At 66.6% G+C, this 13,537-nt stretch carries 15 protein-coding genes; 10 read left to right on the forward strand and 5 right to left on the reverse strand.

Annotated features, from left to right (window positions below):
- The first annotated feature begins 78 nt into the window (after positions 1-78).
- Together WI26_RS00975 and WI26_RS00980 are read left to right on the forward strand one after the other, a co-directional pair.
- On the forward strand, positions 79-1,158 hold the full coding sequence (locus WI26_RS00975) for an NAD(P)H-dependent flavin oxidoreductase (protein ID WP_069225014.1): 1,080 nt from the start codon (positions 79-81) through the stop codon (positions 1,156-1,158).
- 420 nt (positions 1,159-1,578) lie between these two features.
- On the forward strand, positions 1,579-2,721 hold the full coding sequence (locus WI26_RS00980) for a branched-chain amino acid ABC transporter substrate-binding protein (protein WP_040142930.1): 1,143 nt from the start codon (positions 1,579-1,581) through the stop codon (positions 2,719-2,721).
- 99 nt (positions 2,722-2,820) lie between these two features.
- On the opposite strand, the gene WI26_RS00985 is transcribed toward WI26_RS00980, so the two are convergent.
- Positions 2,821-4,035 (reverse strand): MFS transporter, encoded by a 1,215-nt coding sequence (locus tag WI26_RS00985; protein WP_069225015.1) that lies wholly within the window; start codon positions 4,033-4,035, stop codon positions 2,821-2,823.
- A 277-nt stretch (positions 4,036-4,312) separates the two neighbouring features.
- Here WI26_RS00985 and WI26_RS00990 point away from each other — a divergent pair, with 277 nt between their 5' ends.
- The 3 genes from WI26_RS00990 (at position 4,313) to WI26_RS01000 (ending at position 7,016) form a co-directional block, all read left to right on the forward strand.
- Positions 4,313-4,972, forward strand: a complete 660-nt coding sequence (locus tag WI26_RS00990) for a HugZ family protein (RefSeq protein ID WP_059508646.1) — start codon at positions 4,313-4,315, stop codon at positions 4,970-4,972.
- 355 nt (positions 4,973-5,327) lie between these two features.
- On the forward strand, positions 5,328-5,621 hold the full coding sequence (locus tag WI26_RS00995) for an H-NS family nucleoid-associated regulatory protein (RefSeq protein ID WP_011350620.1): 294 nt from the start codon (positions 5,328-5,330) through the stop codon (positions 5,619-5,621).
- A gap of 237 nt (positions 5,622-5,858) precedes the next feature.
- Entirely contained in the window at positions 5,859-7,016 is a 1,158-nt protein-coding gene (locus WI26_RS01000) for a cation diffusion facilitator family transporter (protein WP_069225016.1), read from the forward strand.
- 27 nt (positions 7,017-7,043) lie between these two features.
- On the opposite strand, the gene WI26_RS01005 is transcribed toward WI26_RS01000, so the two are convergent.
- The 3 genes from WI26_RS01005 to WI26_RS01015 all read right to left on the reverse strand — a co-directional run bounded on the left by WI26_RS01005 (position 7,044) and on the right by WI26_RS01015 (position 8,894).
- Positions 7,044-7,514, reverse strand: coding sequence for an Lrp/AsnC family transcriptional regulator (locus WI26_RS01005; protein WP_006477376.1), 471 nt, complete (start codon positions 7,512-7,514; stop codon positions 7,044-7,046).
- A 79-nt stretch (positions 7,515-7,593) separates the two neighbouring features.
- Complete coding sequence (locus WI26_RS01010; protein ID WP_069225017.1) at positions 7,594-8,253, reverse strand: exonuclease; 660 nt, start codon at positions 8,251-8,253, stop codon at positions 7,594-7,596.
- On the reverse strand, positions 8,250-8,894 hold the full coding sequence (locus WI26_RS01015; protein ID WP_059539853.1) for an MBL fold metallo-hydrolase: 645 nt from the start codon (positions 8,892-8,894) through the stop codon (positions 8,250-8,252). The genes WI26_RS01010 and WI26_RS01015 overlap by 4 nt, the downstream gene beginning before the upstream one ends.
- Before the next feature lie 660 nt (positions 8,895-9,554).
- On the opposite strand from WI26_RS01015, the gene WI26_RS01020 reads away from it, so the two are divergent.
- A complete protein-coding gene (locus tag WI26_RS01020; protein ID WP_059465101.1) occupies positions 9,555-10,166 on the forward strand; it encodes a septal ring lytic transglycosylase RlpA family protein in 612 nt (203 codons plus the stop codon).
- Positions 10,167-10,261: 95 nt separating this feature from the next.
- Here the strand turns inward: WI26_RS01020 and rsmI are convergent, their stop codons facing one another.
- Complete coding sequence (gene rsmI / locus WI26_RS01025) at positions 10,262-11,140, reverse strand: 16S rRNA (cytidine(1402)-2'-O)-methyltransferase (RefSeq protein ID WP_059465102.1); 879 nt, start codon at positions 11,138-11,140, stop codon at positions 10,262-10,264.
- Between the two features lie 46 nt (positions 11,141-11,186).
- On the opposite strand from rsmI, the gene WI26_RS01030 reads away from it, so the two are divergent.
- The 4 genes from WI26_RS01030 (at position 11,187) to WI26_RS01045 (ending at position 13,499) form a co-directional block, all read left to right on the forward strand.
- The gene (locus WI26_RS01030; protein ID WP_208604129.1) at positions 11,187-11,615 is read left to right on the forward strand and encodes a YraN family protein; all 429 of its coding nucleotides are present in this window, start codon (positions 11,187-11,189) and stop codon (positions 11,613-11,615) included.
- Between the two features lie 128 nt (positions 11,616-11,743).
- Positions 11,744-12,328, forward strand: a complete 585-nt coding sequence (locus WI26_RS01035) for an SIS domain-containing protein (RefSeq protein ID WP_069225019.1) — start codon at positions 11,744-11,746, stop codon at positions 12,326-12,328.
- 17 nt (positions 12,329-12,345) lie between these two features.
- Positions 12,346-13,143 (forward strand): BON domain-containing protein, encoded by a 798-nt coding sequence (locus WI26_RS01040; protein WP_059465105.1) that lies wholly within the window; start codon positions 12,346-12,348, stop codon positions 13,141-13,143.
- Positions 13,140-13,499: a c-type cytochrome gene (locus WI26_RS01045; protein ID WP_069225020.1), complete on the forward strand. Its 360-nt coding sequence runs from the start codon at positions 13,140-13,142 to the stop codon at positions 13,497-13,499. The genes WI26_RS01040 and WI26_RS01045 overlap by 4 nt, the downstream gene beginning before the upstream one ends.
- Positions 13,500-13,537 lie beyond the last annotated feature (38 nt).

Genomic DNA, 13,537 nt, shown 5'->3' on the forward strand with positions numbered 1-13,537 from the left:
GGCGACGCGCCGCTTCGATAGAGTCGATGTGCAGGCCTTTACAAAGCGCTTTCGCGCATCGTCATCGAAGGATTCGCCATGTCCGCCCGTGCATTTTCCACTCCGTTTTCCGAACGCTTCGGCCTGCGCTTGCCGCTCGTGCAGGCGCCGATGGTCGGCGCGACCACCGCCGCGATGGTCGCGGCCGCATCCAGTGCCGGCGCGCTCGGCAGTCTCGGCGCCGGCGCGTTCGAGCCGGATCGTCTCGCGGCCGAAGTCGCGGCGATTCGCGCAGCGAGCTCGCGTCCGTTCGCCGTGAACCTGTTCGTGTTGCCCGAGGCCGCGCCCGACGCGGCGACCGTCGCACGCGCGCTCGCGGCGATCGATCCGTTGAACGCGACGCTCGGGCTGCCGCCCGGCACCGCACCCGCACGCTACGCGCCCGACTTCCGCGCGCAATTCGACGCGCTCGTCGCGCTGCGCGTGCCGGTCGCGAGCTTCACGTTCGGCGTGCTCGATGCGGCCGACGTCGCGCGCCTGAAGGCCGCCGGCACCTACGTGATCGGCACCGCGACGCACGTCGCCGAGGGGCTCGCGTGGCAGGCGGCCGGCGCCGACGCGCTGTCCGCGCAGGGCGCCGAAGCCGGCGGCCATCGCGGTACCTTCATCGGCTCGGCCGACGATGCGCTGATCGGCACGCTCGCGCTGGTGCCGCAGCTGGTCGATGCGACCGGCCTGCCCGTGCTCGCCGCGGGCGGCATCATGGACGGTCGCGGGATCGCCGCCGCGCTCGCGCTCGGCGCGCAGGGCGCGCAGCTCGGCACCGCGTTCCTGACGTGTGCGGAAAGCGCGATCGCGGCGGACTGGAAAGCGCGGCTGCTCGAGAGCGCCGATACGTCGACGCAGGTCACGCGTGCGATCACGGGCCGCCATGCGCGCGGATTGCGCAACACGTTGATGATGCGGCTCGGCGAACGCATGGCCGACGTTGCGCCGTATCCGGTGCAGAACGCGCTGACCCAGCCGCTGCGCCAGGCAGCCGCGCGAGCGAACGACGGCGACTACCTGTCGCTGTGGGCCGGGCAGGGCGCACCGCTCGCACGGCGGCGCGCCGCCGCGCTGACGACGTCGCAACTCGTCGACGCGCTCGACGCCGAATGGCGCGCAATCGCCGCCTGACCGGTTCATCTCGAAGCTGGAAAAGCGCGTGTTGTCACGCGCGTTTCATTCAATGATCCCGCGCACAAAATACCGAATCGAAATGACGCGGGAATGCTTTGAATCAACCTTTCATCCGGCCGTCGAGGATTAGCGGAAACCCTTATCCGGCGGGCCTCGCAGCGATATTCGAGTGTTCATTCCAATGCGCCCGTATCGGTAGTGTTACCACTACCCCAAAAAAGTCCCACAAATTAATTTGATCACCTACACTTGCGCGCAAGTACGGGCGGGCGGCCGCTACAAGCGGCTGTTTCCCTACGTGCTTGAGGCCAAGTGCATAAACGATGCAACCGGCGAATCGTCCAGTGAATGCAAACACAGGGATGGCAGCGGGGCACCGGGCGATGGCGTTTATTGGGACCGAAACTGGAGACTTACATGAATATCAAGATGCAAAAGCTGTTGCCGATCACCGCAGCGGCGATGCTGTGTGCTGCAGCTGCAAGCAACGCGTCCGCCGATCAAGTCGTCAAGATCGGCCACGTCGCGCCGTTGACGGGCGGCATTGCACACCTGGGCAAGGACAACGAAAACGGCGCGCGTCTCGCAGTCGAGGAAATCAACGCGAAGGGTCTCACGATCGGCGGCCAGAAGATCACGCTGCAACTCGACCCGCAGGATGACGCGGCCGACCCGCGCCAGGCCACGCAGGTTGCGCAGAAGCTCGTCGACGACAAGGTCGTCGCGGTGGTGGGCCACCTGAACTCGGGCACGTCGATCCCGGCCTCGAAGATCTACAGCGATGCGGGCATCGTGCAGATCTCGCCGTCGGCGACCAACCCGGCTTACACGCAGCAAGGCTTCAAGACGACGTACCGCGTGGTCGCGACCGATGCGCAGCAGGGCCCGGCACTCGCCGACTACGCGCACTCGAAGGGCATCAAGAGCGTCGCGGTGGTCGACGATTCGACCGCTTACGGCCAGGGTCTCGCGAACGAATTCGAGAAGAAGGCAAAGGCGCTCGGCCTGAAGGTGATGTCGCACGACGCGACCAACGACAAGGCGGTCGACTTCCGCGCGATTCTGACCAAGATCAAGGGCGAGAATCCGGACGCGATCATGTACGGCGGCATGGATGCCACCGGCGGCCCGTTCGCGAAACAGGCGAAGCAGCTCGGCCTGCGCGCGAAGATCTTCGCGGGCGACGGCGTATGCACGGAGAAGCTGGCCGATCTGGCCGGCGATGCGACCGACAACATCGTGTGCTCGGAAGCCGGTGCTTCGCTCGAGAAGATGCCGGGCGGCGCAGCATTCAAGGCCAAGTACGAGAAGCGTTTCGGCCAGCCGATCCAGATCTACGCACCGTTCACGTATGACGCCGTGTACATCATCGCCGACGCGATGAAGCGCGCGAACTCGACGGACCCGGCGAAGATCCTCGCGGCGATGCCGGCGACGAAGTACACGGGCGTGATCGGCACGACGACCTTCGACTCGAAGGGCGACCTGCAGCACGGCGTGATTTCGCTGTACAACTACAAGAGCGGCAAGAAGACGCTGCTCGACGAAGTGAAGATGTAAGCTGAAAAGCGGTCGACAGAAGGGGTGAAGGCGCGCCCGCGGCAACGCGGGCGCGCCTTCTTTTTGGCGATCTGGCAGCGGGTGGTGCGGCTGCCGCGGTCAGATTTTCAGGTGCGCGAGCACCTTCGGCGCGACGGCCGCGACGAGCGCCGCGCATAGCGCGACGACCGACAGGCCGACGGTGAGGTTCGCGGTCTGAGCGACGGCGCCGATCACGACCGGACCGAACAGCAGTCCGAAATACGCGAGCCCGGCCACGTGCGCGAGACCCTCGGCCGCGTGAATGCCTTTCACGCGCGCGGCGGCGGCGAACAGCACGGGCATCATGTTCGCGAGGCCGAGGCCCATCAGCGTGAAGCCCGTCAGCGCCGCGATCGGGTTCGGCAGCAGCAGTGCGCCGATCATCCCGGCGCACGCGAGCGATGCGCTCGCGAACACGAGCTGCGGCGCGCCGAAACGCGCGCGCACCGCGTCGCCCGCGAATCGCGCGATGGCCATTCCCCCGGAGAACGCGGCATACGCGGCGCTCGCGAGCGCGGGACTCGCCGCGACGACGTCGCGCATGTAGACCGTCGCCCAGTCGTACATCGCCCCCTCGGCGATCAGCGCGATCAGCGCGATGCCGCCCAGCATCCACAGCGCGGGCGAGCGCCAGCGGTTGCCGCCGCCGTGCGCGTGTTCGTGATGCGGCACGTGCGGCAGCACGGCCGGGCTCGCGACGAGCAGCACCGCCGCGCCGACGGCCGCCGCCAGCGCGAGATGCACGGCCGGCGCCATGCCGGCCGACAGTAACGCGCCGCCGGCCGCGGCCCCCGACATCCCGCCGATGCTGAACATCCCGTGCAGCGACGACATGATCGGCTTGCCGAGCGCGATCTCGACCGCGCTCGCCTCCGCGTTCATCGCGACGTCCAGCGTGGCCATCGAGTAGCCGAACAGCGCGAGCACGACGAGCAGCATCCAGTAATCGGGCACGACGAGGATCAGCGCCGCGCATGCGGACATCACGAGCCCGCCCGCGAGGCACGCGGTGCGCGAGCCGACGCGTGCGATCCAGCGCGCGATCGTCAGCATCGCGGCGATCGAGCCGCCCGCGACCGCGAACAGCGCGATCGACAGCAGCCCCGGGCTCAATGCGAACCGGTCGCGCACCGTCGGCACGTGCACGCCCCACGACGCGTACATCATGCCGGCGATGAAGAACAGCGCCATCGTGGCCGTGCGCGCACGCTGGCGGACCGGCAACGCCAGCACGCGATGCGCGTCGGGCGGCGCGGCGAAGTCGGACGACGATCGGGAGGAGGTTTCGGACACGGAGCGCTCTTGAATGGACGATGCGCGGGCGCGTCGCGCCCGTCGGATGGGTCAGATTCTATCGAACCGCTTACGATCTTGCCGACGCGCTGGCCGTTCGGCCGCTCACGCTTCGGGCGCGTATGCCGCAGGGGCGGTCCGCGTCGGTCATCCGGCCGATGCCCGGCGGGACGCCGCCGCGGGTAACATCGATGCGCAGGCGGCGTGCCCGAAGCGTTCCAGTGCGGCGCGTCGTCGCCACCGTTACCGCCCAGGCTTTCCGACCGCAGGAGTCACCGTGAACATCGATCCCGCCCTTGCCGTGCACTTGCTGCACCGCTGCGCGCTCGGCACGCTCGCGACCCACGCGCGCGACCCGCAAGGCTTCCCTTATCCGACGGTCGTACCGTTCGCTCCCGATGCGAATCACCGACCCGTGATTCTCGTGAGCGCCCTTGCCGAGCACACGCGCAATCTTGCCGCCGATCCGCGCGCGGGATTCCTCGTCGTCGACGCGCCGGGCGGCGACGTGCTGAACGCCGAGCGCGCGACACTACTCGGCCGCTTCGTGCCGCTCGGCGACGATCCGCATGTCGCCGCGCGCTACACGCGCTACGAACCCGATGCCGCACGCTACCTCGCGCTGGGTGATTTCACGTTCTGGGCGCTCGCCATCGAGCGGCTGCGCTATATCGGCGGATTCGGCCGGATGGGCTGGATCGACGGCACCGGCCTCGATGCGCTGCCGCCGCTCGGGTTCGATGACGAACGGGCGTTGTGGGACGCGTACGACGCGAGCGATGCGCGCCGCGACGGGCTCGACCTGCTCGGCGTCGATCGGCACGGCGCCGACTGGCGCTGCGACGGCCGCCGCGTGCGCACGCCGTTCGATCCGATGGCGGGCGACGCCGGCGCGCTGCGCGAGCGGTTGATTGCCTGCGCGCGGAATCTAACGTGATGTCGCGGATATTGCTTTGTCTGTTTAGCGTCCCGCGCGGTGCGATTTTTTGCAAACTTGTCGCCGGATGAAAGCTTTGATTTTCGATATGCAGGGTAATTGCGTAGATTGATAGGCCGATTACCAGATCGGTAATGTCCTAATCTCTATGCAAGCACGTAAAAATTTGAGAAATGGCCGTGGCCGGTCAAAATGACATGTGTGAATTGAAATCGACCTCGGGATTTTCATGAATCTCGCTTCTATCAAATCTTTTTTGTGCTAATCTCTGCCTTCGAAAATCCGAGGCACAAATATTCCATGAATGGTGAGCTGGCTGCAGATCGGCGCCATTGGTCATATAGAAAGGGAAACTATGTCTTCTTACAAGGACCTGCTGGCCCAGCGGGAGAAGCTGGAGAAGCAAATCGAAGAAGCGAAGTCGCGCGAATACGCCGAAGTGCTGAATGACGTGAAGCAGAAAATTGCCGACTACGGCTTTTCGCTCGCCGAACTCGGCCTCAGCCGTGCGAAGGCAGGCAAGGTGGGCCGTCCGCGCGCAGGCGTGGCAGCCAAATACCGCGATCCGGAATCGGGCGCGACGTGGTCGGGCCGCGGCAAGCCGCCGCGCTGGATCGCCGGCAAGAACCGCGAACAGTTTGCGATTTAAACAACCGTTTAAGTCGTTGTCTCAAAAAGAGCCGCGTATCCGTCCAGGAGCGCGGCTTTTTGCATTTCGACACCTGAATGTATGCTTTTTGTCACGAAAGTGTCACGTGTGGCGCGTGAATGAAAATGCAACCCGTTCGCATAAGCGATTGATTTGAATGGAAAATTTCATGTTATCGGAATACCGCGCGGACTTCGTTTGATAGAATTCCGTATCCCAACCGATATCTCGTATTTCATGTCTACGTTTTCCGACGACGCGCAAAGCGCGGATAAGCACGCGGTCGCGCGCAAGAGCACCCTCGTCAGTATCGTGCTGAATGTGGTGCTTGCGACGTTTCAGATCGTCGTCGGTGTGGTTGCACATTCTCAGGCATTGATTGCCGATGGCATCCATTCGATTTCCGATTTGATCTCGGATTTTGTCGTACTGGTTGCGAATCGCCATAGTGGTGCATCGCCGGATGCCGATCACAATTACGGACACAGCCGCTACGAGACCGTCGCGTCGCTGTTTCTCGGCGCGATCCTGATCGCGGTCGGCATCGGCATGCTCTGGCGCGCCGGCGACCGTCTCGTGAATCTCGAAAATATCCCGGCCGTCCATTTTTCCGCGTTGATCGTCGCGCTGACCGTGCTCGTGTCGAAAGAGGCGCTGTTCCGCTACATGCTGCGCGAGGCGCGGCGCGTGCGTTCGGCGATGCTCGTCGCGAACGCATGGCATGCGCGCTCGGACGCCGCTTCGTCGCTCGTCGTCGCGATCGGCATCATCGGCAGTCTCGCGGGCGTGCGGCTGCTCGACCCTATCGCCGCGGCGATCGTCGGTTTCATGGTCGCGCGCATGGGCTGGACGTTCGGCTATGACGCGCTTCAGGATCTGTCGGACCGGGCGCTCGACACCGCCGACACGGCCGAGATCCGCGCGTTGCTTGCGGCGACGCCAGGCGTGCGCGACGTACACGACCTGCGCACGCGCAAGATGGGCGATGCCGCGCTCGTCGACGCGCACATCCTCGTCGATCCGATGATCTCCGTGTCCGAAGGCCATTACATCGCGGAGACAGCGCGTGCGCGCGTGCTGCGCGACCCGCGCGTGCTTGACGCGCTGATCCACGTCGACCCGGAGAACGACACGGCACGCCGTCCGGCGCTCGCGCTGCCGCCGCGTGCCGAGATTGCGGCGCGGCTCGAGGCCGCGCTCGCGCAACGCGGGCTGCATCCGGCCGCGATCAACCTGCATTACCTGAGCACGGGGCTCGAGATCGACGTGACGCTCGACGCCGGCGCGGGCGATACCGACGCGGCGCTGGCCGGCCGGCTCGATGTCGACGCGCTGAAGCGGCAGTTCGGCGCGCGTCGGATCGGCTTCACGCGCGGGTTGCCCGCGCAGGCCTGAGCGGCGCTGGCGGCCGCGGGCCGCGCGTTACAGCGGCAGTTGCGTGTCGAACTTGATTTCGCGCAGCACGACGCTCGTGCGCACCTGCGACACGGCCGGAATCTTGAAGATCCTTTCGTGCAGGAAGACGTCGTAGGCCTTGATGTCGGGCGCGACGATCTTGAGGATGTAATCGGCCTCGCCCGTCGTGCTGTAGCACTCGGTGACTTCGGGGCAGGTCGCGATCTCGCGCTCGAATTGCTCGACGCCGCCTTCGTTGTGGCGGGTCAGATGCACGTGCGCGAGCGCGCACACGTGCAGGCCGAGCTTCTCGCGATCGAGCAGCGCGGTGTAACGCTGGATCACGCCGGACTGCTCCATGTCCTTGATGCGGCGCCAGCACGGCGTGCTCGACAGGCCGACCTGGTCGGAGATTTCCTGAACGGAACGGCGCGCGTCGAGCTGCAACAGGCGAAGGATTTTTTGTGAAAAGGAATCGAGCGTCACCTGCGCCTCCATGCGGCAGCTACAACACGCTGAATGTTAGAGGGCCGGGAAAGGAAAGGCAATCTGATGGCGCGTCGCTGAGCGAGATTCGCTAATTTGCGCGCGGATCCGTGGGGTTTTGTCCCGCGCCCGCCTGCTCCGACCGATCGGTGTCACCCACCGCGAGACCCGCGAGCGCGGCTTGCTGGCGGCGCAGGTCGGTGAGCATGTTGCAGAACAGCGCGCCTTGTTCGATCGCGTCGTCGAGCGCGACGTGCGTGTGCGGATGATCGTCGAACCAGTGCTTCGGAAAGCGCGGCTTGATCGCCTTGCGATACGGCAGGCCCGTCATCGCGAACGCGAGCGTCTTGATGTCGAGTGCCGACCACGAGAACGGGCAGCGTCCGGCGAAGCGCATCATGTACCAGAACATGAACGTGAAATCGAAGCCGGCCGGCATCGCGACGAACACCGGCTTGCCGGGCAGCGCCTCGACCCACTCGACGTACGCGACGAGCGCGGCTTCGGGCGACTGCAGGTCGCGCCGGCACGCGGCCCACGCGTCCGGTTCCGTCTTCCACCACGCTTCCTGCACCGGATGGGCCTGCGCGCCCGGCAGCGTCTCGAGATTCGCCGAGAACGTCGCGATCAGCTGCTTGTCCTCGGTATAGGCGGCCGACGCGAAGCTCAGCATCGAGTGCGGGCCGGGAATCGGGCCGTCGGCCTCGACGTCGGTGCTGACGTAGATTTCGGGGATGGCGGTCTGGTTCATCCGAACACCTTGTCGGATACGAACGGATTCGTGCGGCGCTCGTCGCCGAAGGTCGACACCGGGCCGTGGCCCGGCACGAACGTCACGTCGTCGCCGAGCGGCCACAGCTTCTCCTTGATCGAGCGCACGAGGTCCGCGTGATTGCCGCGCGGGAAATCGGTGCGGCCGATCGAGCCGGCGAACAGCACGTCGCCGACGATCGCGACACGATGCGCGCGGCTGAAGAACACGACGTGGCCGGGCGTGTGGCCCGGGCAGTGATAGACCTCGAGCGTCTCGTCACCGAACTGCACGGTGTCGCCGTCGTTCAGCCAGTGGTCCGGCTCGAACGCCTCGGCGGGCGGGAAGCCGAAGCGCTGGCTCTGCATCGGCAGTTGCTCGATCCAGAAGCGCTCGTCTTCCTGCGGTCCCACGATCGGCACGCCGTAGTGTGTCGCGAGCGCCTTCGCGCCCGCGCAGTGATCGACGTGGCCGTGCGTGAGCAGCACTTTCTCGACCTGCACGTTCTGCCGCGCGATCTCCTGTTCGATCCGTTCGATGTCGCCGCCCGGATCGACGACGGCGGCGCGGCCGGTCTTTTCGCAGACCAGCAGCGAGCAGTTCTGCTGGAACGGCGTGACCGGAATGAGCGTGACTTTCATGGAGGCACCGGCGGCTAAAAGGAGCGATTGTACCGGTCGCGCGCGCTGCCTGCCGGCACTGCGGGTGACGTCGGACGCGCTGCTCAGGGCAATCCCGGAGCATTCCGATTGTTACAGCCATAGTGAGAATCAATGGTCCGGACGGGGTGCTTTTCAAGCCAGGCTTTTGATTTATGTATAATGCCGTCCATTGCGCGTGAATTTCACGCAATTCGCTGGTGTTTCGGCCCTGTTAAAAAAGGGTGTCGGATTCACCGTCAAGCATCGACCGCCGGGGAGTCCGGCGGTGTATCCAGCACCGAGCATTCGGTGCTCACGTCTTGTCCGGCCGGGTGCTGCGCGCCCGTCTGCGGCCCTGCTGCCGCGCCGCCGGATGAGGCCTGTGCCGCCGTTCCTGTGCGTTGGCTGTATGCGACGCGCGCGAACGTGAGAGCCATGTTCGATGGCGGCATGTGGGGTCTGGTCAGGCTGCCGGGGACAGGTTGCGCCAGACGTGAAAACTAATCAGGACGGTTGCGGCAGAGACGAAAGCCGCGCCCATGCTAGCCGCCTGCTCGCGTCATCCGAGCGGGGCGTGCACGCATTTGCCGTCTGGGCCGCGTATCTGCGTTGTTGAGCAGCGTTGTATCGGTGCGGCCCGAACCAGAAGGCGACACGTCGATGAACTTTCGTTTTCCGACTCGATTCGGGACTATTGCATTATTTTTTGCGCTGACGGGCTGTGCGGTGCCACCCAGCCAGACCACCGGCAGCGCCAACCAGAAGAACGCGGTCAACAAGACGGCCGCTGCCGCGAAAGCGGACGACGACAAGCAACAACTGAATTTCGATTCCGCGCTGGCATCGATGCCGGCTGCCGACAGCAAGGACGCGAAGAAGTCGTCGCTGGCGGATGCCGAGCCGATCGACGGCAAGGACGTGTCCGACTTCCGGCAGACGGGCCGGGCATCGTGGTATGGCCGGGATTTCCACGGCCGTCGCACCGCGAACGGCGAGCGCTTCAACATGAACGCGCTGACCGCCGCGCACCGCACGCTGCCGCTGTCGTCGTACATCAAGGTAACGAACGCGTCGACCGGCAAGTGGGTCGTCGTGAAGGTCAACGATCGCGGGCCGTTCAAGCGTGGCCGCGTGCTCGACCTTTCGTATGCGGCTGCCAAGATGATCGGCCTCGTGCATGCCGGCACGGGCCGCGTGAAGATCGAAGGGCTGTCGCCGCAGGAAGCGCGCGAGGCACGCGACGAAATGTTCGCGTCGCTGTCGTCGAAGTAACGCGGCGGTTCGTCCGCCCATGCAAAAGGGCTGCCCTCGGGCAGCCCTTTTTCGTTTTCGCGTGCCGGGCGGCGAGTGCCGGCCGCGCCCGCGCGTCAGCCTTCCTTCAGCGCCAGCGCGCGCGCATACAGCGTGTTGCGCGATGCGCCCGTCAGCGCGGCCGCGAGCTTCGCCGCGCTTTTCACCGGCACTTCTTCCAGCAGCAGTTTGAGCAGCGCGTCGTGCGCGGTGTCGTCGGCTTCGCCGCCGTCGGTCGGCGCGCCTTCGACGACCAGAACGAACTCGCCGCGCTGCCGGTTCGCATCGCCTGCGAGCCAGCTCTGTCCTTCGGCCAGGGTGCCCTGGAACAGTTGCTCGTGTAGCTTGGTGAGCTCGCGTGCGATCAGCAGCCGGCGCGCCGGGCCGAACGCGTCGGCGAGGGCGGCGACGGTGTCCGCGATCCGGTGCGGCGCTTCGTAGAACACCAGCGCGTACGGGTGCCGCGCGAGCGCTTGCAGCGCGCTCGCCCGCTGCTTCGGCTTCGGTGGCAGGAAGCCCGCGAACGTGAACGCGCCGGCCCAGTCGCCCGCCACGCTGAGCGCGGTTACGGCCGCGCTCGCGCCCGGCAGCGGAATCACCGGAAAGCCGGCCGCGCGCACGGCGTCGACGAGCCGCGCGCCGGGGTCCGAAATGCCGGGCGTGCCGGCGTCCGACACGTACGCGACGCGTTCGCCCGCGCGCAGCAGCTCGATCACGCGCAGCGCGGCTTCGCGCTCGTTGTGCTCGTGCACGGCGACAAGCGGTTTCGATATCCCGTAGCGGGCCAGCAGCTGGCCTGTGTTGCGGGTGTCTTCGGCTGCGATGCGGTCGGCGAGGCCGAGCACGTGCAGCGCGCGCAGCGTGATGTCGGCGGTGTTGCCGATCGGCGTCGCGACCACGTAGAGAGCGGCGTTCGGGTAGTGCTGCGTTTGCGCGAGTTCGAGGAGGGCAGTCATGGCAGGCAATGCGCGCAATCGCGGCGCAAGCGGAACAAGGACGGCATTGTGCCACGCGGCGCCGTCCGCGCCGGGCAACGAGCACGGTTTGCCGGCCGGCGGCGGCAACTTTTCCGGCACGGCGCGATCCAGATCGATTGGCGCGACGTTCGAGCAGCGCGCGCGGCAGTTCCTGGAACGTCGCGGTCTCGCGTTCGTCGCGGCGAACGTGACGATGCGCGGCGGCGAACTCGACCTCGTGATGCGCGCGTCGGACGGCACGCTCGTGTTCGTCGAGGTGCGCGCGCGGCGCAGCGCCCGGCATGGCGGCGCGGCCGCGAGCGTCGGCTTGCGCAAGCGGCGGCGTCTGATCGCGGCCGCGCTCCATTTCTGGGCGCGGCACGGCGCGGATGCCGCATGCCGGTTCGACGTCGTCGCTTTCGAGGCCGGCCGGCTCGAGTGGCTGCGCGATGCATTTCGTGCCGACGATGCGTAGCCTCGAGCTGTGACGAGATGTAAAGAGTTCTCGTCATACCCCCGGAGAGGGTGCCGGAGTGCGGTAAACTCGCCGCACCCATGACGTTGCGCGCTGCGTGCCGTGCGCGCCCAGTTCACCAGGAATCGATGTCAGTCGAACGTATTCAGCAACATTTTCGCGACAGCGCCGCGCTTCACGCCGAAGCGGCCGATGCGCTGTCGTTGCCGATCGCGGCCGCGGTCGACGCGATGTTCGCCGCGCTGGCGAACGGCAACAAGATCGTCGCATGCGGAGATGGCCCGTCGGCTGCCGCAGCGCACTACCTCGCCGTGTCGCTCGTCGGCGGTTTCGAGCGCGAGCGCCCGGGCCTGCCGGCGATCGCGCTGGCCACCGATGCGTCGCAGGGCGGTCTCACGGGGGCTGCCGCCGCCGATCAACTGTTCGCGCAGCAGGTGCGTGTGCTCGGGCAGACCGGCGACATTCTGCTGGTGCTCGACGCGAGCGGCGCGTCGCCGCGCGTGCTGGCCGCGATCGACGAGGCGCACGAGCGCGAGATGGCCATCGTCGCGCTGACGGGCGGCGACGGCCACGCCGTCGCGGCCGCGCTGTCCGACACCGATATTCTGATCAGCGTGCCCGCCTCGCGCGCGGCGCGCGTCCACGAAGTCCATCTGCTGACCATCCACTGCCTGTGCGACGGCATCGACGCGATGCTGCTGGGTGAGGATTGAACGAAGGAGAGCCGTCGATGAATCAAAGCCGCGTCAAACAGACGCTCGTCAGAACCACGTTGCTCGCCGCGCTGACGGCGGGCCTCGCGATGTCGCTGCAGGGCTGCGTGCTCGGCGTGCTGGGGGCGGCGGCCGGCGGCGGCGCGCTGATCGCGACCGATCGCCGCACGCTCGGCGCGCAGACGGAGGATCGCGAGATCCAGGTCAAGTCGCTCACGCAGATCAACAACGGGCTGCCGGACCAGTCGCACGTGAACGTGACAGTGTTCAACCGCCGCGTGCTGCTGACGGGCGAAGTGCCGAACAACGCGTCGAAGCAGCGCGCGGAGGAAATCGTGCGCGGCATCAACAACGTGAACGGCATCGTCAACGAGCTGTCGGTCGAGCCGTCGTCGTCGCTGTCGTCGCGTGCGAACGACTCGTACCTCGAAGGGCGCGTGAAGTCCGAGCTGATCGCGACGAAAGGGCTGTCGGCGAATTACTACAAGGTCGTCAGCGAGCGCGGCAACGTCTATCTGATGGGGCTCGTGACGGTCGACGAAGGCAATCGCGGTGCTGATGCGGCCAGCCAGGTGCCGGGCGTCGAGAAGGTCGTGAAGGTGTTCCAGTACATCCAGCCGCAGGACGCGCAGGCATTGCAGGCCGCGTCGCCGAGCGGGGCGTCCGGCGCGCAGGCCGCCGCCGCACCCGCGGATGCCGCGACGGTCGGTGCGGTGCCCGATGCGTCGGTCCAGTCCACGCCGCTGCAACCGCCGGCGCCGATCTCGAATTCGTCGAGCGTGCATCCGGGCAATCCTAAGGCAACGCCGCAATGAAATCGACGCAGATGAAGCTCAGGCAATGGATGGTGCAGGGCGCCGCAGTCGCGGCGCTCGCGGCCGGTGCGCTCGGCACGGCGCGGGCGGACGTCGGCGACGGTCTCAAGGTTGCGCGCGGCAATGCGTGCATGGGCTGCCACGCGGTGGACCGCAAGCTCGTTGGTCCGTCGTTCAAGGACATCGCCGCTCGCTACAAATCCGATCCGCAGGCCGTCGCGAAGCTGTCGAAGAAGGTGAAGGATGGCGGCTCCGGCGCCTGGGGCGCGATCCCGATGCCCGCGCATCCGCGCATGAGTGACGCGGATCTGCGCTCCGTGGTCGAATGGGTGCTGGCAGGCGCGCCGTCAAAGTGACGCGTCGGGGTGACGGAATCCCTATTGCCAAGCGCGGA

Source organism: Burkholderia diffusa (genome assembly GCF_001718315.1).
Lineage (GTDB): Bacteria > Pseudomonadota > Gammaproteobacteria > Burkholderiales > Burkholderiaceae > Burkholderia > Burkholderia diffusa_B.